Raw genomic sequence first — 21,606 nt, 5'->3', positions numbered from 1 at the left:
ACATAGCCTCGATACCCATCAATATTTGCATCCTTCAGTGGGACATCACACCATCCTATGCCAGTAAAAGTCCCGCCAATGGGATAGAGCTCATCTTCAAGTCTAAAAGGGTGATCTGCATAACAGTATGCGAGAAGGGGACGGCTCTTTCCTGAAAGGAAAAGGCAATAGCAATGAACAATACTTCCATCCCTTTGTTTTGCAACAGAGGTTAACTCCAACTCAGCCTCTCGGGGAGTCCCATTGTCGTCTATCGTAACTGACCAACGCTCTCCTACCTTTTTGTTGGGAGAATGAAACAGGTTACGGACTGCCTTCTCTCCCTCATCTTGGCCCCAAATATCTCCATTGGGCTGGACATATAGATAGGAAGTAAAGACGGATACTACTTGTTTGAGATAGTTGTATCGCGTGCGTACAACCGTTTTCTTGATCTCTGTATCCAAGGTTTCTTCTGCGGTCACCTCATTGACTATAACGCCAATGCAACGCTCTGCTTTGTTCATGTCATTGTCAGGAGGGCCAATCATCCAGCCAGCACTTTCCTGATTGTAATACCACTTTCCTCCCACAGGGAGAAGATCTTGTGTGGCCTCTTCTGTCTGCGCTTGCAAGCTCAACCCAAACCCAAATGCAAACAAAGACAGGAATATAAAAAGTATGTTTCGTGTCATATCGTATTTCTGCTTAAACTCTATTCAACCAATATTTTTGCATAGCAATGGGGGTTATCCATTGACTTCAAGACATATATCCCAGTCGGAAGGCCCAAGGTAGAAACCTGACCATGCCCCATACGAACCAGTCGCCCATCCATGCCGTACAAATACAATTGTCCCGAAACTTCGCTGACTGCGACTCCAGACAGTCGATCATAGCGGTACCATCCCTCTGGGTTCTGAACAACCGGCAAAGCCAATGGGCGGTGGTATACACCATCTATACCGATATCATGAAAAGGATTTCTCTTCCACCAATCAGTTTCATAGACGGTACCGTCCGGAGCTACATAAGCCCGAGCTCCGATCTCTTCATCTTCCCGCATAGGGAGATCTGCATACCAAAAATTCACAAAAAAGCCTCCAATCGGATAAATACGATCACTAGGAGACAGTGGATCTCCTTCTCTATATATGTACCAATATGGGAAAGATGAGCCCTCCTCAGGGGTTACACTACGGAGAATGTAATAATAAGTTATACAACCATCCGGATCTTCATAAATATCATTCAAGGTAACAGTTGAAGAAATAGCATCGACCCCATCGATAGGTACATGATATATTGATCTATAACGAATAGTTACCGGCCACTTATCTCCGATCTTCTTACTTGGTGAGTGGAAAAGGTTACGAGCAGCACCTTCGTCTTCCCCCCAAAGGTCTCCGTTGGGGCAGAGATATAGGTAAAAAGTCGAAACACTATCTATTTCCTTGAGATGATTATATCTCGTCCGTGTGATGGTTTTCTTGATTTCCGTCCCCAAGTTTTCTTCCTTTATGACTTCGTATAAAAAAAAGCCGATCTTCCACTCATCTTTATTTTTATCCCTATCGGGCATATACGAAAAAGGGGTTACCTCTTCCGTTTGATAATACCATTTTGCTCCAACAGGGAAACAATCTTGTGTGGCCTCTTCTGTCTGCGCTTGCAAGCTCAACCCAAACCCAAATGCAAACAAAGACAGGAGAAGTACAAAAAATAAATTTCTTTTCATAACTAATACTTTCAAGAGTTAAACAACAAACCTATATCAGGAAGACATTAAGTAAGACGAAGAAAAGAACAAGGCATCTATTTTCGATGAGCTTTTCATTCAGGCCAAAAAGAGCCCAAGAAATTAACACTAAAAAGAACTTTTCTTCCTTCTCCTTGTGCTCTAAAGGTATTTATTTTACTTCTAAAAAACAAAAAAACACTCTTTCCATAAAAGGCATTCCTTCAAAAGTAAAGAGTTGCCCTCCCTAACTATTAGATGTTTCAATGTACATCACCCGTCTTTCAGGGGTACAAATAGCCTCTTCAACTAAACTACAACTTACAATCCTCAGAGAGAAAAAAACACAGAGTTGCATGGTATACTCAACTTCCAATTAAACTGTAATTCCCCCCTCTCCATCTGGATGGGTATTTGTGGGGATTTCTCCACAGACAGTTTGTCTTTTCCCCTTTTTTTTACCTTTGCGATAGTCGCTACATAGCGGTCATGCATTCTTTCCTCAGGACTATCAATGCAACTTTGTAAAACGATAATACAAGATTATGAAACCAATAGACCTAACTAAGTACGGCATTTCCGGTAATGTGGAAATCCTATACAACCCATCCTACGAGACTCTCTATCAGGAAGAATTGAAAGAAAACCTCGAAGGTTACGAAAAGGGACAACGCACCGAGTTGGGAGCCGTGAACGTAATGACCGGGATCTACACCGGTCGTTCCCCCAAAGACAAATTTTGGGTAAAGGACGATGTCACTCGAGATACGATCTGGTGGACAAGTGAGGAATACAAAAATGACAATAAGCCCTGCAGCCTCGAAACTTGGAAAGAGCTCAAAAAACTGGCAGCCAACCAACTGAGCAACAAGAGGCTCTTTGTTGTAGACGGTTTCTGCGGAGCTAATGCCAACACAAGGATCAAGATACGCTTCATCATGGAAGTGGCATGGCAAGCTCACTTTGTCACAAATATGTTTATCCGCCCGACAGCCGAAGAGCTGGCCAACTTCGGAGAGCCGGATTTTGTGGTGCTCAATGCATCCAAAGCCAAAGTAGAGAACTACAAAGAGCTTGGACTCAACTCGGAGACAGCAGTTGTTTTCAACCTGACCGAAAAAATGCAGGTGATCCTAAACACTTGGTATGGTGGCGAAATGAAAAAGGGGATGTTCTCCTACATGAATTACCGCCTCCCGCTGGCCGGCATCGCTGCCATGCACTGTTCAGCCAATACGAGTCAAGATGAGAAAGAAACAGCAATTTTCTTCGGACTCTCAGGCACAGGCAAGACAACCCTCTCTACCGATCCCAAACGCAAACTTATCGGTGACGATGAACACGGATGGGACGATGACGGTATCTTCAACTTTGAAGGCGGTTGCTACGCCAAGGTCATCAACCTGAGCAAAGAAAACGAACCAGACATCTACAATGCCATTCGCCGGGATGCTCTCTTGGAGAATGTGACAGTAGACAAAGATGGGCGAATCGACTTCTCGGACAAATCGGTAACGGAAAATACTCGTGTCTCCTATCCGATCTACCACATAGACAACATTATCAAACCCATTTCCAAAGCAGGCCATGCCAATAACGTGATCTTCCTATCGGCAGATGCCTTCGGAGTGCTGCCTCCGGTGTCTATCCTCACTCCCGAGCAGACGAAGTATTACTTCCTCTCCGGCTTCACAGCCAAGCTGGCAGGGACCGAGCGCGGTATCACGGAGCCGACCCCGACTTTCTCCGCTTGCTTCGGAGCTGCTTTCCTTTCGTTGCATCCGACCAAATACGCTGAAGAACTTGTACGTAAAATGGAGCGTGTGGGCGCACGCGCCTATCTGGTAAACACCGGATGGAACGGGACGGGCAAACGGATCTCTATCAAAGATACCAGAGGTATCATCGATGCCATACTTGATGGCTCTATCGACAAGGCTCCGACCAAACAGATACCCTATTTCGGGTTCTCCGTACCGACACAGTTGCCGGGCGTGGACGAAAAGATCCTTGACCCGCGTGACACCTATGCCAATGCAGCCGAGTGGGATGAGAAGGCTCGTAAGTTGGCTCAGCTCTTCAGGGAGAACTTTGTAAAGTTCTGCGGCAACGAAACTGGCAAAGCTCTGGTGGCAGCTGGTCCCACGGAAGAATAAAGAGACGGATCGGAGGCAGAAACTCTGTTCTGTAGCTGTTTCGGACTAAAGTCAAGAAAACATAAAGAAAAGCAGGACGAGGTAGTTCCTCTTCCCGAGACGACCGACAAAGCCCAAGCGTACTCCCCTGTATGCTTGGGCTTTATTTGGTTACCTTTGCGCGCACCTTATATAATATTGTGGATATATGAAATATGGATTTCTAAAAGTGGCTGCGGCAGTACCTTATGTCAAGGTAGCCGATTGTTTCTACAACATCAGCCGCATGAAGACTATGATACTGGATGCTGAAACCAAGGGCGTAGAAATACTTTGTTTTCCGGAACTCAGCATTACCGGCTATACCTGCGGAGACTTATTCTTACAACCATTCCTGCTGGAGAAAGCCAAAGAGGCGGTATGTCGTCTGGTGGCCGAAACGGCTCACACCCGAGTGCTGGTCATTGTGGGTGCACCGGTGCGGGTAGAAGAAAAGCTATTCAATGCTGCGATTGTTTTCCAGAGTGGTCGAATCCTGGGCGCCATACCCAAAACCTATCTGCCGAACTATCGAGAATTTCAGGAAAAACGTTGGTTTTCACCAGCCAGAGACCTGCAATACAGCACTGTGCTAATTGGAGAAGAACGTGTACCAATCGGCTGCAACCTGCTCTTCCGTTGTGGCACGGTAGGCTTCGGGATAGAGATTTGCGAGGATATGTGGACACCCTACACCCCCGGTACCCGTCTTTCTCTCTATGGAGCACAAATCATATTCAATCTCTCGGCCAGCAACGAAAATGCCGGCAAACACGCCTACTTGAGATCCCTGATTAGTGGCTTGTCTTCCCAGAGCATCTGTGCCTACGTCTATGCGTCTTGTGGCTACGGAGAGAGCTCCACAGACTTGGTCTATACTGGGAAGGCATTCATTGCCGAAGTGGGCACAATCGTAGAGGAAATGAAACGCTTCGACTATAGCGAACGCATGATCGTGAGCGATATAGATGTTTCGCGTGTGCAAACCGAGCGTTATATCAACAGTAGTTTCAAAGCTGCCGTCTCTCAACTGACAGACGAAGATTTGGTAGAGGTGCCCTTTGAATTGCGAAAACCAGAGGACTCTTTCCCTATGACACGCAAAGTGGAGCGCAACCCATTCATGCCGGACGACGCCTCCCGGAAGGAGCGTTCGGCTGAGATCTTCGATATTCAGGTTTGCGGTCTGCGTCAGCGATTGCACCATCTGGGAGCGGAGAAAGTATTGATAGGTCTCTCTGGAGGGTTAGATTCTACTCTGGCCCTACTTGTTACAGTACGGACCTTTGATATACTCGGGCTGGATCGCAAGGGGATCATATCAGTAACCATGCCGGGATTCGGTACTTCGAGACGCACACTTAGTAATGCGACAAAGCTAATGGATGCATTAGGAGTGACACGATTGGAGATAGATATACAAGAGGCCTGTCGCAGGCACTTTATGAATATCGGGCACGATGAGTCTGTACAAGACCTGACTTTCGAGAATACACAAGCCAGAGAGCGCACCCAAATCCTCATGGACCTCGGTAGTAAATACAATGCCCCCGTGATAGGTACAGGAGACCTCTCCGAACTCGCTCTCGGGTGGACGACTTACAATGGGGATCACATGAGTATGTATGCTGTCAATTCGGGGGTTCCCAAAACCACAGTGCAACTTCTTATCCGCTATATCGCCGAATCTACCGACATGGGCAGCCATATCTCTGACATCTTGATGGATGTGCTGGGTACACCTATCAGCCCGGAGCTTCTCCCCACAGACAGCAGCGGAGCGATCGTGCAGAACACCGAACAGAGCATAGGGCCGTACGAGCTGCACGACTTTTTCATCTACCATTTCTTGTACAACGAGTTCTCTCCCGAGAAGATTTTCTTTTTGGCACAAGTGGCTTTCGATGGGAAATACACCAAGCGAGAGATCAAACAAGTGCTCAAGACATTCTTCAGACGCTTCTTCGCACAGCAATACAAACGAAACTGTTTGCCGGATGGCCCCAAAGTAGGCTGTATAAGTCTCTCTCCTCGAGGAGAATGGAGAATGCCAAGCGATGCCGTCAGCAATATGTGGATCAACGAAGTGGATCAGCTGCCAGAAGACTAAAAAAATGGCATTCCGAGAAGGATAGCATTTCTTCTCTTTTCATATCTTTGCGCTATCCCCAAAATATCGAAATCTCCCTGTCCTTGTATTAGTTTACCAACAGTCGGAGCTTCGCTATTCCGGGGATAGTCTGTTTCATTCGATTTTCTTGCTTTCGATGTAATCACTCTTTTGTCAAATATCCACCTTTTAATGAATAACAAAAACGACATGAAAAATCTTACTCATTCACGAATGCTGGTTTTAGCATTCGCACTTTTAACACTGTCATCTATCTCTTTCGACCTTTCGGCACAAGAACGACAAGAAGAGAATGTTATCAAACTCACTACATCGATACCGGTGGGAAAAAAGATTTCCTTTTGGCTTAGATCAAAAGATGAAATCAAGATAGAAGGTGTAGAAAATTCGGGTGTCCTTATCAAACCACTAAAAGAAGAGGAAGAGTTTACATTCAGGGTAAGCAACCCGGAAATAAAGATTATTGGTCCAGTAATCGATTTTTCGGCAGTTAAACAACAATTGATCAGCCTAGATCTGAGTGGTATCAACACACTGGTAAATGTATCTTGTAACAACAATCAAATTCGCGAACTGGATTTTTCCTCCAACAAAGGAGTACAACGTCTAGACATTTACGGAAACATTATTCGCAACGAGAATATGACCAAGATGCTCGAATCTTTACCGAAAGCATCCAACTCCAAATGCGAATTGTACGTAATAGACAGCAAAAACCGTAAGGAATGGAACATATCCACCAAGGCAGATGTAGCAATAGCCACAAAAAAAGGATGGGATGTGCGTGATTTACGAGGCGACTACATTAATATTTCCGAAACGGATAATGGAGAAGAATACGAAGGAGAGACCACTCTGCCGGAAAAGTTTTTCACAGTAACTTTCAAACCCACAACAAATGGAGAGATAAGGATCGAGGGTGATCAGGATCTTTCCAGACTTGCACTGGGAGCAGAATTGGCAGTGACAGCAACTCCTGCAAATGGCTACGAATTGGACAAACTATTAGTTAACGAAAACCTCGACATACGTAGCCTGAAACGCTTTGTAGTAGATGGCGACATCGAACTCAGTGCCGTATTTAGAGAAGTAGGATCAATCTCTAAAGTGGCCAACAACAACCTTAGACTCTATCCTACCGTAGCCAAAGATATAGTCTCTATCAAAATGGCAATAGCCAACGAACAAGTATTCGTATTCACCGTAGATGGTCATATCGTAGCAAACACCTACACCAATGCCGAAGGCTCAGCCGTACTGAATGTATCTAATTGGGCTAAAGGCCTCTATATAGTAAAAGCCGGAACTCAGACTAGCAAGCTGGTGAAAGACTAAACAAACCGGACTTGCCCAATGGGAGAGCATCGCTCAGGTAAGTATGTCTCCCTCATAAGAGCAGAAAAACAAAAAACGGCCGCATCGATTATAATCGATACGGCCGTTTTCTTTTGCACTGAATCTACAGAGAGAGACCCTCTCTTAGAGACTTACCGGCAAAGCCTGCCAAGTGTGCTCTATCCATAGTTTCTGCAACTCTTCAAAATCCCCCAAGCCAATCAGATGGCAATGTTCGTCCTGGCAGGTATAGCCATTTTGTGTCAATTGCACTTTCCAGCTCTGCTCTTCGTCCGGTTCGTTCGGATCATAATCTCCCGCCATATCATTGCAAGCATGATCTCCGGCTACAGACATCAACGGCACCAAATGCACAGCCTCGGGATGCCGAGAAAGAGCAGAAAGATTGGCTAACAAATCAGAAAATAACATCCCCGGATATTCAACCGTAGAGAGAAATAGTCTGTCATTGAGACGTGCAAACTCGTCCTGCACATAGTGATAACTCCTATTTCCAGCCTCATAATCGGCATTATTGGCATTTCCATGCCCCATAAAAGCTACAGCATGCCCCTTATGCAAGAGGTCAGCAAAGTGATCGTGCAGGATATGTGCCACCCGCTTAGATTCCTCCTCACTACTCAACAGAGGCTCACCCAGACGCACGGAGACCTCAGGATACCTCTCTAAGAAAGGTTTTATATAAGTATCACGCACTAACAAATACTCCTGCCCCGGAATGATATGCAAAGATTGCACTACGATCTTCCGGTATCCGGCTTCTGTCAAAGCCTCCAACCAAAAGTCCGGAGTGTGATATTGTTGCCCCGTTTTCTTCGCCCAACGTTTGATACAGATCTTAGAGGTAAAAGCCCAATAGATATCTCTATCGGGGAAAGCCTTCCGATAGGCCTTGGATATTCGAGCATAGGTCTGATGTGGCCCCGGATAAGTGCTACCGAAAGTAACAAGCAGAAGAGCCTCAGAATGTTGTTTGTCTATCTTGGTAAGGGCTATCAAAGTTGAAACTCCCTCTTCCGAAAAGTCTGACATGAGAGAATCGGAGTGAAGAGCAAGGAAAAGGTTGTTTTGTTTATTCATCATCATAAGATTTTCAATTGAGAATTGGGAAAGATAGCAAGAGGATGAAGCTATTCCTCCACAACGGACTTTATGAGCGGAAGCAATATCCGGAAAGTGGTACCGACACCGATCTCGGACCTCAGTACGAAAATTTGCCCGGCATGATACTCCTCCACAATACGTTTGGCCAAAGAAAGCCCCAAGCCCCACCCTCTCTCACGTGTGGTGTAACCAGGACGAAAGATCATGCGCAGTTTACTCTTGGCTATTCCTTTGCCAGTATCGGAGAAATCAATAACGGCATTGCGACCTTTCTGTTTGAGGCTCAAGACGACCCGACCCTTTCCCTGCATGGCATCGACGGCATTCTTCAGTAAATTCTCTATCACCCAACTGAGCAATGTCTCGGAACCGGCAATCATCACGATTTGCTCCGGCAATTGCAAATCAACTGACACTTGCTTTGAAATGCGAGGCTGCATATAGTCTATTGTCTGCCTCAATACCTGGGACAAATCTACAGATGAGGTGACGGATGCAGAGCCTACCTTCTGAAAGCGATCCGCTATCATCTGCAGCCGGTGCGTATCTTTCTCTATCTCTGCAACAATCTCCGGAGAGAGTTGCCCCATGCGAAGCAGCTCCGTCCAAGCCATGAGGGAAGATATGGGAGTTCCTAATTGGTGGGCCGTTTCCTTGGAAAGTCCTGCCCATATACGATTTTGCTCGGCTCGTTTGGTAGCTAACACTGCCCGTATAGCAAGAAAAATAAAAAGCAATATCACGGCAAGCTGTACATAGGGGAAGAGAAGTATTTGCCTTAGGGTACTACTGTCGGAGTAATACAGATATTGCAGACCTTCGGGTCCCATGTCTATAACAATAGCTGGATAACCTTCCCGGAAATCGGCCAACTTGCCTTGCAATTGGGCTACTGAATCGGAGCCGGATACGGATATATTATTGTAGGATACGATAGAATCTCTCTCATTGCACAGAATAGCAGGTATCGTCTTGTTGGACTCTATAATCTTGAGCATCAAATCCAAGGCTTGGTCTCCATCTGCCTCTTCTGCGGCCAACTGACGTGCAGACATAGCCCAAATCTCCATCTTGAGCCTCTCCTCGTCGGCCACCTTATCGACCAACTTCTTGGAGACAAACAAAGAGGTAGCAACAATCACAGCGGCAGCGAACACAAAGAGCAGCTGAGACCACACCCTCCTATCCTCTATCATTGTCACACCCGATCCGTTTTGGTTACGGTTAGCAGCAACGCTGTCAAGCAAACAACATTTTAGTGCGAGATGCTGCCAAAGACTTTATCTCCGGTGTTATATGGCGGCGCAAAAGTTGCAAGACAATGCCAACAACAGCCAAGTCGTCCGAGAAGCCGATGATGGGAAGCAAAAAGTCCGGGATCAAATCTATCGGTGAGATAAAGTAGCCCAGGGCTGCGATTAGAATCACTTTGTCCTTGATCGAGAGAGATCCTTCTTTGAGAAGATAATAAAGCACGAAAAATTGCTCCACAGCAACTCGACCTATCAGTCTCGCCACCTTGCAGAGCTTGGATAGGAATCGATTCTCTCTATAGAAATGGGCATAGGGGGCCAAGTCATGCAAATGGATAGAATCGGCAAATGATTCACCCTGTTTGTAAGTCTTTTTCTTTCTCCGGATCATAGCCAAACGATTACTAGTGTTTGATTGGAAGACGCTGCATATAGAAAACCTCTATCGTAGCTGCAAACTTATCTATTGTGTTTTAGTTGTGCAAAACATACCTTTGTCTCAACAGCCAATGGGGGTAGATCCTCGATCATTCCGAACGGCTGGACAGATAGTAGAATTAAAACCCTGCACAAGGATAAACAAAGCGAATCAGATGAATGCATTGCAATTCCAAGACAAACTTCTCAGCCTACAAGATAATATGCGCCACTTTGCCCTGTCTCTTACGACCAATGTAGAGGACGCAGAAGATCTGATGCAGGATACGACGCTCAGAGTACTCAACAATAGAGATAAGTTCAAGGACAACATCAACTTCAAAGGATGGGTACTTACCGTGATGCGCAATATCTTCATCAACAACTACCACAAGGTTGTGCGTATGCAGACAGTCATTGATGACAACACGGATCCATACAATGTGCCTCTGGTGGGGGAGGGAGGTCTTAATACTCCGGAAGGGACGATGGATTTGAGCGAAATCACTCAAGCCATCGCAGAACTGCCGGACACGCTCAAGGAGCCGTTCTCCATGTATGTAAGTGGCTACAAATACAATGAAATAGCTGAGACACTTGATTTGCCTTTGGGTACAGTAAAGAGCCGGATATTCTTCGCCCGCAAAGAGTTGCAACCCAAGTTGAAACATTTCCTCTGAAAAAATTCTATAACAGCATAAAAGCAATCCGGCCCTGTAACTTCATAAGGAAGTTACAGGGCCGGATTGCTTTTTGGGAATATTCATAAACATTGCCTACGAGTAATCTCCGATTTTCTAACGGAGAGCATTGCTCCCAACCTCTGAGGATGCAGCAAAACATTCTAACTAAGAAGTTGTGCTATGCTCCATGAATGATACCACCACAGAAAATCAGCATAAAGCTATCCTTTAGAAATCTAACAGCCCAATCATTTGGCACAAATGATAACATTCACCGCTTTTACCTATTCTTTTGCTTCACCAGAATTGCAAATTGAGTGGGGTTGCTTATCTTTGCGCCTATACTAAAACTACACATAGTATTGTCCCGTGAATAATAGTCAAGAGCAAAAGTCGCAAGCGCAGGGGAGAGCTAAAGGCCCCGGGGCTCGTCTCCGCTCCTATCGGGAGTCTTACAGAGGTTGGCGTGCCCGGCACCGCTACATCCCATTTGTGGCCGTTGCTCTGATATCCCTGCTTATGATTTTTGTATTCAGCGATCATAACTTGCTGCAGACCTACAAACGAAGCAAACGAATCTCCGGCTTGAAAAAGGAGCTTCGTCGTGCACGTGAGTCTTACAGACAAGATAGTATTCGTTTGGAAGAAATACGCAGCAATAAAGATGGTGTTGAACAAATTGCTAGAGAACGCTTCATGATGAAGGCTCCGGACGAGCAGGTATTCCTCGTGGAGGACAAACCAAACGAAAAGGACAAAGGACAATCACAATGAAAGATTATCCCTTCCTCTATCAATCGGGAGCTATCCTACTCATTTTAGGCTCGGCCCTCCACATAGCACTGTGGTCATATGCTCCTTGGCTCTATGCCTTAGGTGCCGGGCTATACACATTGTACTTCTTGTTGCAACCCCACAAATCTTATGAGGTACGTGAGCGAAGACTTATTCGAATGAATTTGTTTTCCGGCTTGCTGTTTATCACCTCTGCTGTATTCCTTCTGCGCAATTCCACTATGTGGATCCTCTTCTTTGCCCTGGCAATGGTTTTCGCCATCTATGCAGGGCTATTATTAGTGTTCAAAAAGAAATCCTAACCTCATCTTCCCATTAGTACGAAATTCAGATGAAAGCCCCTCACAGTACTTCCGGCTCTCGCAAAGCTATCTCGGCTCGGCAATGGTTTGTTTCTGATACAGCCGAGGAGGGAGATTTGAGCTTAATAAACTTCCTGCAAAGCTGCTTGCCGGATAAGAGTCGCACGACTGTCAAACAATTGCTTCGCGACCGTTTTGTGAGTGTAGATGGTATTGCTGAAACAGTGGCCAATAGGTCTTTGCAGAAGGGACAAAAGGTAGAGCTACATAAGTATCCCATACCAGATGAGATACACCACCCACTATTGGAAATTCTCTATCAAGACGAAGACTTGCTCGTCTGTGCCAAGAAGCCAGGCATATCTACCGTAGCCAGTGGGATGGACAGACAACACACGGCCATGAGGATCCTCTCAACTCATCTGAAGACCTACAATCCAAAGATTAAACTCTTTATGCTCAATCGTCTGGATAAAGATACCGGGGGGATTGTGCTTTTCGCCAAGAGCCGGGATGCACAGGAATATATAACTCGCCAGTGGACCGAAATAGTAGAAGAGCAGGTCTACCATGCAGTAATAGAGGGGAGACCCGAAGAAGATCGTGGCATTTTACTTAAGCCTGTAGCAGACAAGCAAAACAAAGATCATAAAGAAGATCCGGCAAGTCTCATTTTCTCCTCAGAGAATAGAATTTTCAACTCAGACGCATCCTCCTCTGCCGGTGTGGCTTCTTACAAGGTTATTCGGCACGGCGCATATTGTAGTTTGCTGGAAATATCTCTGAAACATGGGCGGAACAATCAAATACGAAGACAGATGAGGCAGGCCGGTTTGCCATTGGCAGGGGATCGGCATGGAGGCTCTATCTTTCCGGAGCTTGGCTGTGTGGCTTTGCAATGCACTCGCTTGGTGATGCGACACCCAATCAATGGGCAGCGAATGACATTCAAGCAAGCTATCCCCGCACTTTTCAGACGTCTGATGCAAACCTCGGCTTCTACCTCCGAAACCAAGACACCCCTCGACAGCAAGAGCCAGGAAAAAAAGCGATACAAATAATTGATATTCGTAGGACAAACGGAACAGTAGATAATTATTCACAATACATAAGTTAATATTCCCTATGAGATTTGCACGTAAGATCGTGGCTGCAATCACTACCCTGGTAGCAGTCATGTGTACATCGGCCTTGATGGCTCAGGAGTACAAGTGGGACATCAAACTGGTGGATGCCCCTTCGGCTGAGAAAACCATTGTTTTCACTGCGACAATCAACCCCGGTTGGCATATCTTTGGCTTCAACCAAAAAGAAAATGGCCCCAACTCTCTGGAAATTGTTTACGAAAAGCTCAATGGAGCCAAGCTCGTGGGCAAACCACAGCCATCCAGAAAACCGCACGAAGAGTTTGACAAAGACTTCGACATGCAGGTTACCTACTACGAAGGGACTGTTAGTTTCAAGCAAAAGATACAAGTGACCGACCCAGCCAAGTTTTTGGCAGAAGGCTATATAAGGGCACAGGCTTGCACCAAGGATGCATGTAACCCTCCCACTTCCGAAGAATTCAAATTAGACCACAAGCTACTCTCCTCTGCTTCTGTAGCCTCAGCTCCGGTTGTCGCGGAAACTCCTGCAGAGCCTGAAGAAAAAGTTACCACTGCAGCTGCCGACACAACAGCTCAAGACTCAGTATCAACAGCGATGAGCAATGCTGTTACTGACAGTGATCTCTGGAAACCTGTCGTTGCAGAGTTGAAAGCCTATGGAGACGCGACGCTCAATCAGGCAGACTCTTCTCTTTGGTTTATCTTCCTCTCCGGATTTCTCTATGGGTTCGTGGCATTGGTAACTCCTTGCGTTTGGCCGATGATCCCGATGACAGTGAGCTTCTTCCTCAAGCGAAGCAAAACACGCAGCAAAGCGATCAAGGATGCTATCACCTACGGTCTCTCTATCGTATGTATCTACCTGCTGCTGGGTATTGTGGTTACACTGATCTTCGATGCGAGTGTACTCAATAGCATGGCTACCAATGCCGTATTCAATATCATTTTCTTCTTACTGCTGGTATTCTTCGCTATTTCTTTCTTCGGTGCTTTCGAGCTGGTATTGCCATCCAAATGGACTAACAAACTTGATGCTAAAGCCGACAAAACAACTGGTCTGCTCAGTATCTTCTTCATGGCCTTTACCCTCACGCTGGTATCTTTCTCCTGTACAGGCCCCATCATCGGCACTTTGCTGGTGCAGGTAACTGCTATGGGTTCTATCGTAGGTCCGGCTGTCGGTCTGCTTGGTTTCGCCTTGTCTTTGGCTTTACCATTTACCCTTTTCGCTATATTCCCCAACTGGCTGCAGAGCATGCCCAAAAGCGGTGGATGGCTCAACTCTGTAAAAGTTGTACTCGCTTTCCTTGAGTTGGCATTGTCCCTGAAGTTCCTCTCCGTTGCCGACTTGGCTTATGGCTGGCATATACTCGACAGAGAAGTATTCGTTTCCCTCTGGATCGTGATCTTTGCTGCTTTGGGCTTCTACCTGATGGGTAAGATCAAGTTCCCGCACGACAGTGATATGAAGTTTGTGAGTGTAACTCGCTATTTCTTAGCTACAATCTCGTTCGCTTTTGCCGTATATATGGTACCCGGCTTGTGGGGTGCTCCACTCAAAGCAATCTCGGCATTTGCACCTCCTCTGAAAACACAAGACTTCAACCTTTACTCGGGAGAAGTGCATGCTAAATTCGATGACTATGAGAGTGGTATGGCCTATGCAGCCAAGCAAGGGATGCCGGTATTGGTAGACTTCTCCGGATTTGGCTGTGTGAACTGCCGCAAAATGGAGAATGCCGTGTGGATCGATCCGGAAGTGAAAGGCCTGCTGGAAGACGAATATGTATTGATCACCCTCATGGTAGACGACAAAACCCCGCTACCAGAGACGATCAGTGTAGAGGAAAATGGCAAAACCGTGAAACTGAGGACCATTGGTGACAAGTGGAGCTATCTGCAAAGAACCAAGTTCGGAGCTACTTCACAGCCTTTCTACGTTCCACTGGACGCCAAAGGTATGCCACTTAACCTCTCCCGTGGATACGATGAGGACATACCGGCCTACATCGACTTCCTGCGCACCGGTCTCAAAGAGTTTAAGAAACGGAAATAAAGACTCCGTACTTATGCACACCAGAGAACAAAAGCTGGAGGCTTTCGGGAGGCTGCTCGATGTCATGGATACGCTCCGGGAGCAATGTCCATGGGATAGGAAACAGACTAACGAAAGCCTCCGGCAAAACACTATAGAGGAGGTATATGAGCTGGCCGATGCCATCATACAAGATAACCCCGCCGAGCTTCGTAAGGAGCTCGGCGATGTGCTCCTCCATATTGTATTCTATGCCAAGATTGGAGAAGAAAAAGGCTTGTACGATATCGCAGATGTCGCCAATTCTCTGTGTGATAAGCTCATCTATCGCCACCCTCATATCTACGCCTCCACCGAAGTCCATTCGGCAGAGGAGGTTGCCAACAATTGGGAACAGCTTAAACTAAAAGAAAAAGGAGGCAACAAGACTGTATTGGGAGGAGTACCTCGCTCTCTACCCGCTCTCATCAAAGCCTACCGTATTCAGGACAAAGCTCGTGGCGTGGGGTTCGATTGGGAGCACAAAGAGGATGTATGGCAGAAAGTACAGGAGGAATATCACGAAGTACAAGAAGCTATCAAGCAGGGAGACTCATCCCTTTTGGAAGAAGAATTCGGAGACTTGCTCTTTGCGGTTATCAATGCGGCAAGGTTGTACAAGATCAATCCGGACAATGCACTGGAGCGAACCAATGCCAAATTTATCCGCCGATTCAATCGAATAGAAGAATTTGCAAAGTCTCAACAGAGAGACGTGGCTTCTCTATCTCTCGAAGAAATGGAAACCATTTGGCAACAAGCCAAAGAAGAGCGTTCTTAATCTCCTCTCAATTCAAAATCCAAAGGACAAAAACTCTCCAACATTCACCCTTCACTACCCAAGATTTGTATCTTGCGCAGTGAGGGGCTTTTTGTTTTTACTCACAACCTCCAATGAGACCATTGCAAAGACTCTCAATGGAGGATAAGTTTTGCTCAAAGCATATAGGAATAGAAACGAGGGCAAAGACATCATGGTCTACGTCGATCCGGCGTTTTGCTCAAAGCATATAGGAATAGAAACACATGAATCTGAAGAAATTATTTACATCACTGGCTTTACCCCTGCTCTTTAGTCTGGGAAGCCAAGCCTCGGCGCAACTCTCACAAATACGGGCAGAGGCAAACCCAGGAGAAGAGAGTTTGGAGCTACTGGAAGATCAATTCTTCTACGAATTCGATGAGACCGGCAAACCCCGTCATTGGGAAACTTCCGGCAAATCGAGGAAAATAGAAGGAGGTTTCAATGCCAGCACAGGCTTCTCCGTAGGGATCAATACAGGAGACGGCAAAACCGGTTATATCAGTCAATCGATAGATCTAAACCGAACAGACAAACAGGTAAACCCCGGAGATATGCTCGAGGGACTTATTCACTACCGTTCGCAAGCTCCGAGAAATCCGGCTGGAGCATTTCGTCTGGCCTGCCACTGGCTTGACAAGGAGGGGAAGCAACTCTCTTCGGGCGAAGATGCCTTCATCAATGCCCCAGGCAATTGGTTTGACAAACACAAAGCATGGGGAACCATTCGTTTTCGTACGATTGCTCCAGAGGGGGCTGCTCGCTTTGTCTTTCGAGTAGAAACAAATGCTCACACGGAGACTGAGTTCGACGACTTCAGCCTGCTTCGACTTATACCATTGGATCGAGACCGTCAATTCATCTCCATCTTACCCGAAGTGGCCACTGTAGAAGCTAAAGTAGGTCAACCCAGCACCGGCAAGATGCTTGTGCAGGGGATGGGGCTATTGTCTACACACGAAGCTTATGTCGACTACCCCAATGGTGAAATGAGCCTCTCTTTGCCTAAACTTCCCCAAGGGAATAGCATAAACGAGATCTCATATACAATCACACCCGAAAAAAAGGGAGCCTACCCTCTGGGGAAAACTTCTATACAATACCCGAATGTAGACCCTATCGCTCGATTGAACATTCAGCTCTATGCCATCGAGCCGAACAATCCTCCTCAGGTCAAACTCAAGAGTATGGCCTCCATACCCCCCTTTAGGGCTTTTCCCGGACAATCGGATGCCAAAGAACTTTCCTTTGATATAAGTGGAGAAATAGCCTCAGTAAATCTGGCTATAGAACAAGCAGAAGGGGGGCCATTCCGTCTAAACTCTGCACAATTCTTCTATAGTGAAAAGCAAGGGAAAGTGCTCAACAACAGTGTCAAACTGTCTTTTGCCCCCCAAAAACCTGGCAAATACACAGCCAACTTGCGTCTCTCGACAGCCATGATGGACACTGTCCGCTACGAGCTATCAGCCGAATGCCTTGCCTGGGGAGATACATGGATAGAAACTTTTGAGACCGACAAAAAGCTTGACCCTCGATTTGTAGGCGAAGCGTGGAAGAACTACCACCTTTTCGACCGTTCTTACTACCGTCTCGATGGTCGCTGGAAAGCAGCCAATACAATAGAATTGGATCCCAATGGTCTACTGGAATGCGATGAGACTTTTGTAAATGGAATTGCTTCGATTCGGCTACAACCCCACTCTTCTTCTGTCTATGAATTGGAAATAAGCCTCGACGGAGGAGGACACTGGCAGAAAATAGGGCAACAAGGCGAAGCATTTGTCCCTGCCACCAACAGACCTACTCGCTTTCGCATTCGGAATACATCAGAAGAGAAGAGTCTACTCAACCGAATAGAAGTGATTGAGGGGGACAAGGCTTTGCGTACTGTATTCGACAAAATAGAAAACTGTATGCTACAGCCCAACGAAGAACAACCTGTGGAGCTCTTGTCAGAAAAATTTGAGAGTCTGCGCCATACCCGTCCATTCAATCTCAGTGGCTGGCAAAGCCTTATTTTTAAAGGCAATCGACCTTTCTGGGGTTGGGATCAGAAAAATTTTACCTCCGGCGAAACCGAAGAGCGTTGTGCTCAAATCAGTTTCTACCGCCTTGGAGAAATTATTGAGCAAGAACACGAATCATGGCTCATTTCGCCTGCCATCTCTTTCCAGAAAGCCAAGTCGAAAATTCTTACATTCCGTCTTCGCTTTTCTCTCCCTCCCAAAAATCTTGAGGAAAAGTTCGGAATGTACATTATCACAAAGCAGTCCGGTAAGCTAACTGCTCAGTACTTAGACATCACCAAACACCTGCTGGTGAAAGATCTTGACAGAGACTCCTGGTACGACTATTTTATCGACTTATCTCAAGACAATAGTATACAAGTGGAGGACCTGTTCTACCTCGGTTTCAGCCTACACAGCCCAGAAGCAGGAAATGCAGCTACCCTTGCTTTCATGATCGACGATGTCACATTCGGCCGTACCGACCATACAACCATCAAGACAGACAAAGATCTTCTTCTGTTCCAATTCATCCCCGACATCAAGACAGCTCCCCAATCCGTCTCGGTTACAGTCGAAAATCCTCGCAATCCGATCTCGGTGAGTGTCGAACCTCGACAGGCAGCCCGGTATTTTGCGGTGGATAAAACATCTATACCGGCCGAAGGTGCTGAGATACAGACCGTATTCAAGGCCAAGGAGAAAACGGATCGTGCAGCAGCTCTGCTACTTCAAACTCGTGGTGGTTCATCCGCTTTGGTAAAGCTATTGGCAACCCTCGATTCGGGGGTAGAGATACCGAGCTCGGACAACGAGATAACCGTCTACCCTACTATTACAACAGACCTGCTCCACATGAAAGGGAACTATTCTCACTTCTATCTCTTTGCAATGGATGGACGGTTGTTGTCACAAGGAGGTTACACTCACTCGCTGGATGTATCTTCTCTGCCAGCAGGGCGGTATCTGATGATGTTTGTAACAGCGGAGGGAAGCTCTACAAATAGCTCTTTCGTAAAGGAATAAAGGCTTCTTTGGAAGGAGGTGCAAAAAATATCTCCAGTGAGGGGAAATACCACTACTATACTGGTAAAACGCTCACTGGAGATATTTTTGCTCTCCTAAAATGATAACGATGTATACTGAAAAATCATTTTTGTCCTATCATGCCTATCGGAGACCATTACTTTAATTGTCCTGATAAGGAAAAAGGGAAAGACATCCCACATTCTTATTCCTCTTTTCTCGAGTATATAATTTCATAGTTGGCAGTTGTCCCCATTTCTCCCAAAGCGTTTTTTCCCTTTAATCGCTTCACTTCGATTTCCTCGCCTGTAGTTCCATCCAGAGTAATGATGAATAGGCCTTTGTTGTATTCCTTATAGCTTCCCTCGAATTCTAACCTCCATGTGGGATTGTCATCACTAGTTCTATTGATGCCTATCACTTGATTTTTCATGGATTTAACACCGTGTGCCACCAAATACTGCTTTATATTTTCCCACGAAAAAATGAAATCCTTATCCAAATCCTCCTCCCTGATTAGTTTTCCTTGCTTGTCGTATTCTCTGTATACGCCAGTCATGAAATCGTATCGGAAATACAGAAAGGACAGTTTCAAATGGCCTGTTTTGTAATATTCGTAAACCTCTTCGAATTCAGACCCCTCTTTGGATATAAACTCATAAAATGATTCTGCTGTCTCTTGCTGTCTCACCATTACACTGTCATTCTGCCTAAAACAGTATTCGTTAGAGTCATTCTTATTCCTATTGAACGCACGAATATCAAAAACCCTTGTCATGGCAGTTTTATCATTAGATAGTTTGCTCTGCTGTCTTCTTCCATTGCACCCAGCTCCAATAAGGACGATAAGTGCTAATAAACATATTGACTTCATTCTTTCTGCTTGTTTTGATGTAATAATAGAACTCAAAAATCCTACTCTCTTGCGACCGAAATATGGAGACAAAGTTGAATCAAGAAAGAAGATAAGTCACACTTCTTAAAGCAACTAATAGTCTTCTTTTTGCGGATTCTTCTCTCTGTCAAACCAGAACTTTCGTTTGAGGAATTCCCCATCAGGAGAAATATCTGAGCACATTTCCGGCAAAGCTGCCTGCACTTTAACCTCGCAGTTTAGTGGCATTTTGCTCACATACACTTCTACATAATTGGCCATTTTGATTTGCGTTTGTACTCCTAATTATTGAACTGCGCAAGGTAAGAATTTTTAAGAAAGAGAGTCGTTACACAAGTTTCACTCAATTCCCGATACTCTCATTCAGGAGGCCCAGTCATCACCATCAATAAACCTTTGTTTATTGATATATTATTCCATTTCTTATTCGGTTGCATTTTTATGCCCTGATTGGAGGCTTTTTAGTGGGTTTTTCTCTCTCATTTTTGATGTCAAGGGGAGGCATTTTTTACTAACACGGGAGAGAGCAAAAATTCTCTCCTGAGAAAAAAAACGCTCTCTCCTGTGTTAGCAAAATTTTTCTCAGGAGAGAATTTCGACCCTTTCAGAAGGCCGATGAATAGAGCATTCTGGGAGGCTCATCCCAAGCCTATAAAAAGGGTCTGACTCTTTCGCAGACAACAAGCTCTTTTCTCTCCGTTTTCCCGACTTTTGATATGGTCGAAATTTTACAAAACACACCAGGTTTAGTGAAGGGAAACAAATGCTTTTTGAGCCCTCCACACATAATTCTCAATTGCAAGTACAACAATCCCCGTAAACGAAAGGCCAGTTAGGGGACAGCGAGGAGCATATCTACCTAATACTCCACACATTCTAAGTATTAAGTATCAAGAACATGGTCACATACTTCCGAAACTTTTTTCTACTTTTGTCCCGAACCAATAGCAGTAAAACCGTCTCTCACAGTGGCCTCAAGAGAGGGCAGAGCAGACAGTATCGGAAAAAGAATGAGTAGTACACGATTATCCGCACGGGCTTTGATTTATGCTTTTTGCATAGGTCTGTCCGTACTGCTTGTGGCAAAATCTTTCGCAAGCAACACTCCCCCTCCAAAGAACACGAAAAAGACGACATCCGTCATTCCTCAGAAGGAGGAACAACACCTCTCCGTATCCACTTTGGTCTCTCAAATCATCAAGGAAGGGAAGAAGTTCTTGGGCAAACCCTACCGATATAAAGGTCCCTCCAAATTCCCGATGGACTGCTCGGGCTTTGTCTGTCATATCTTCTCTCAATTCAATATCCAACTCCCACGAACCTCCCGAGATCAGCACGCTTACACTGAATCTACCGATAAGCCACAGCCGGGAGACCTTATTTTCTTCAAGGGAAGAAATGCTCGCAGCCCTCGCGTAGGGCATGTGGCTATGATTGTGGAAGTGGATGGAGACGACATTACCATGATGCACAGCAGCTGCTCCAGAGGGATCATTGTGCAGAAATACAATACACAGCCGTACTACGTCCGTCGCTTTATAGGAATTGGGAGGGTACCCGAACTGGCAGAAATGCTGAAAAATGAGGAAGGACAGAAGAAACTACTCTTGCTCCAACCCTACCTGCCCGGCTTGGGTCTGTCTATCTTCTCTGACTCCCTGCAAGAAGAGGGTAACACAGGCGATGTAAACACTCCGGCCTACTCCACCGAGACGATCTGACAAGACCTTAACAACCAAGTGTACCCCCTCTCGAAGGA

Annotated in this window: 18 protein-coding genes; 11 read left to right on the top strand and 7 right to left on the bottom strand. The window is 45.8% G+C overall.

The features are described from left to right. The coding region (locus B5D48_RS08225; RefSeq protein ID WP_143742834.1) for a hypothetical protein at positions 1–674 on the bottom strand (674 nt) is incomplete at its 3' end. Positions 675–694: 20 nt separating this feature from the next. After that, complete coding sequence (locus B5D48_RS08220; protein WP_023939000.1) at positions 695–1,717, bottom strand: hypothetical protein; 1,023 nt, start codon at positions 1,715–1,717, stop codon at positions 695–697. 545 nt (positions 1,718–2,262) lie between these two features. Here B5D48_RS08220 and pckA point away from each other — a divergent pair. The 3 genes from pckA (at position 2,263) to B5D48_RS08200 (ending at position 7,357) form a co-directional block, all read left to right on the top strand. Continuing rightward, positions 2,263–3,873 carry a phosphoenolpyruvate carboxykinase (ATP) gene (pckA, locus tag B5D48_RS08215; RefSeq protein ID WP_023938996.1) on the top strand — a complete coding sequence of 537 codons (1,611 nt, stop codon included), beginning with the start codon at positions 2,263–2,265 and terminating at the stop codon, positions 3,871–3,873. Positions 3,874–4,060: 187 nt separating this feature from the next. Then, entirely contained in the window at positions 4,061–6,001 is a 1,941-nt protein-coding gene (locus B5D48_RS08210) for an NAD(+) synthase (protein WP_023938994.1), read from the top strand. Between the two features lie 210 nt (positions 6,002–6,211). Then, entirely contained in the window at positions 6,212–7,357 is a 1,146-nt protein-coding gene (locus B5D48_RS08200) for a T9SS type A sorting domain-containing protein (RefSeq protein WP_042120693.1), read from the top strand. A 144-nt stretch (positions 7,358–7,501) separates the two neighbouring features. Here B5D48_RS08200 and B5D48_RS08195 read toward each other — a convergent pair whose 3' ends face one another. From B5D48_RS08195 to B5D48_RS08185, 3 genes are read right to left on the bottom strand one after another with little or no spacing between them, the layout of a single operon-like run. Then, positions 7,502–8,464 (bottom strand): sirohydrochlorin cobaltochelatase, encoded by a 963-nt coding sequence (locus B5D48_RS08195; RefSeq protein ID WP_052115647.1) that lies wholly within the window; start codon positions 8,462–8,464, stop codon positions 7,502–7,504. 44 nt (positions 8,465–8,508) lie between these two features. Continuing rightward, positions 8,509–9,729, bottom strand: a complete 1,221-nt coding sequence (locus B5D48_RS08190) for a sensor histidine kinase (RefSeq protein WP_234985418.1) — start codon at positions 9,727–9,729, stop codon at positions 8,509–8,511. Next, positions 9,722–10,126, bottom strand: coding sequence for a YkvA family protein (locus B5D48_RS08185; protein WP_023938983.1), 405 nt, complete (start codon positions 10,124–10,126; stop codon positions 9,722–9,724). The genes B5D48_RS08190 and B5D48_RS08185 overlap by 8 nt, the downstream gene beginning before the upstream one ends. 202 nt (positions 10,127–10,328) lie before the next feature. Between B5D48_RS08185 and B5D48_RS08180 the strand changes: the two genes are divergently transcribed. The 7 genes from B5D48_RS08180 (at position 10,329) to B5D48_RS08150 (ending at position 18,952) form a co-directional block, all read left to right on the top strand. Then, a complete protein-coding gene (locus B5D48_RS08180; protein WP_023940930.1) occupies positions 10,329–10,832 on the top strand; it encodes an RNA polymerase sigma factor in 504 nt (167 codons plus the stop codon). A 372-nt stretch (positions 10,833–11,204) separates the two neighbouring features. After that, positions 11,205–11,609 carry an FtsB family cell division protein gene (locus tag B5D48_RS08175; protein WP_042120436.1) on the top strand — a complete coding sequence of 135 codons (405 nt, stop codon included), beginning with the start codon at positions 11,205–11,207 and terminating at the stop codon, positions 11,607–11,609. Further along, positions 11,606–11,932, top strand: a complete 327-nt coding sequence (locus tag B5D48_RS08170; protein WP_023938106.1) for a hypothetical protein — start codon at positions 11,606–11,608, stop codon at positions 11,930–11,932. Before B5D48_RS08175 ends, B5D48_RS08170 begins: the two co-directional genes overlap by 4 nt. Before the next feature lie 29 nt (positions 11,933–11,961). Next, positions 11,962–12,993, top strand: coding sequence for an RluA family pseudouridine synthase (locus B5D48_RS08165; protein ID WP_023938104.1), 1,032 nt, complete (start codon positions 11,962–11,964; stop codon positions 12,991–12,993). Between the two features lie 64 nt (positions 12,994–13,057). Further along, positions 13,058–15,097, top strand: coding sequence for a protein-disulfide reductase DsbD family protein (locus B5D48_RS08160; protein ID WP_042120434.1), 2,040 nt, complete (start codon positions 13,058–13,060; stop codon positions 15,095–15,097). 13 nt (positions 15,098–15,110) lie between these two features. Further along, the gene (gene mazG, locus B5D48_RS08155; RefSeq protein WP_023938101.1) at positions 15,111–15,896 is read left to right on the top strand and encodes a nucleoside triphosphate pyrophosphohydrolase; all 786 of its coding nucleotides are present in this window, start codon (positions 15,111–15,113) and stop codon (positions 15,894–15,896) included. A gap of 245 nt (positions 15,897–16,141) precedes the next feature. Then, entirely contained in the window at positions 16,142–18,952 is a 2,811-nt protein-coding gene (locus tag B5D48_RS08150; protein WP_023938099.1) for a choice-of-anchor J domain-containing protein, read from the top strand. A gap of 205 nt (positions 18,953–19,157) precedes the next feature. On the opposite strand, the gene B5D48_RS08145 is transcribed toward B5D48_RS08150, so the two are convergent. Both B5D48_RS08145 and B5D48_RS09125 read right to left on the bottom strand, forming a co-directional pair. Further along, entirely contained in the window at positions 19,158–19,826 is a 669-nt protein-coding gene (locus B5D48_RS08145) for a hypothetical protein (protein ID WP_023938097.1), read from the bottom strand. A gap of 114 nt (positions 19,827–19,940) precedes the next feature. Continuing rightward, on the bottom strand, positions 19,941–20,108 hold the full coding sequence (locus B5D48_RS09125) for a hypothetical protein (protein ID WP_023938095.1): 168 nt from the start codon (positions 20,106–20,108) through the stop codon (positions 19,941–19,943). A gap of 749 nt (positions 20,109–20,857) precedes the next feature. Here B5D48_RS09125 and B5D48_RS08140 point away from each other — a divergent pair. Then, positions 20,858–21,568 (top strand): C40 family peptidase, encoded by a 711-nt coding sequence (locus tag B5D48_RS08140; RefSeq protein ID WP_052115644.1) that lies wholly within the window; start codon positions 20,858–20,860, stop codon positions 21,566–21,568. The last annotated feature ends 38 nt before the right edge of the window (positions 21,569–21,606 follow it).

The organism is Porphyromonas crevioricanis (assembly GCF_900167225.1).
In the GTDB taxonomy this organism is placed as follows: domain Bacteria; phylum Bacteroidota; class Bacteroidia; order Bacteroidales; family Porphyromonadaceae; genus Porphyromonas; species Porphyromonas crevioricanis.
Note: the sequence above shows the minus strand (reverse complement) of the source record. Positions and strands in the feature narration are given on the sequence as shown.

Coding starts and splice junctions, on each gene's coding strand:
- B5D48_RS08220 (WP_023939000.1), bottom strand. CDS start 1,717: ATGAAAAGAAATTTATTTTTTGTACTTCTCCTGTCTTTGTTTGCATTT.
- B5D48_RS09125 (WP_023938095.1), bottom strand. CDS start 20,108: ATGGCCAATTATGTAGAAGTGTATGTGAGCAAAATGCCACTAAACTGC.
- B5D48_RS08195 (WP_052115647.1), bottom strand. CDS start 8,464: ATGATGATGAATAAACAAAACAACCTTTTCCTTGCTCTTCACTCCGAT.
- B5D48_RS08165 (WP_023938104.1), top strand. CDS start 11,962: ATGAAAGCCCCTCACAGTACTTCCGGCTCTCGCAAAGCTATCTCGGCT.
- B5D48_RS08150 (WP_023938099.1), top strand. CDS start 16,142: ATGAATCTGAAGAAATTATTTACATCACTGGCTTTACCCCTGCTCTTT.
- B5D48_RS08160 (WP_042120434.1), top strand. CDS start 13,058: ATGAGATTTGCACGTAAGATCGTGGCTGCAATCACTACCCTGGTAGCA.
- B5D48_RS08140 (WP_052115644.1), top strand. CDS start 20,858: ATGAGTAGTACACGATTATCCGCACGGGCTTTGATTTATGCTTTTTGC.
- B5D48_RS08180 (WP_023940930.1), top strand. CDS start 10,329: ATGAATGCATTGCAATTCCAAGACAAACTTCTCAGCCTACAAGATAAT.
- B5D48_RS08210 (WP_023938994.1), top strand. CDS start 4,061: ATGAAATATGGATTTCTAAAAGTGGCTGCGGCAGTACCTTATGTCAAG.
- B5D48_RS08200 (WP_042120693.1), top strand. CDS start 6,212: ATGAAAAATCTTACTCATTCACGAATGCTGGTTTTAGCATTCGCACTT.
- mazG (WP_023938101.1), top strand. CDS start 15,111: ATGCACACCAGAGAACAAAAGCTGGAGGCTTTCGGGAGGCTGCTCGAT.
- pckA (WP_023938996.1), top strand. CDS start 2,263: ATGAAACCAATAGACCTAACTAAGTACGGCATTTCCGGTAATGTGGAA.
- B5D48_RS08170 (WP_023938106.1), top strand. CDS start 11,606: ATGAAAGATTATCCCTTCCTCTATCAATCGGGAGCTATCCTACTCATT.
- B5D48_RS08185 (WP_023938983.1), bottom strand. CDS start 10,126: ATGATCCGGAGAAAGAAAAAGACTTACAAACAGGGTGAATCATTTGCC.
- B5D48_RS08145 (WP_023938097.1), bottom strand. CDS start 19,826: ATGAAGTCAATATGTTTATTAGCACTTATCGTCCTTATTGGAGCTGGG.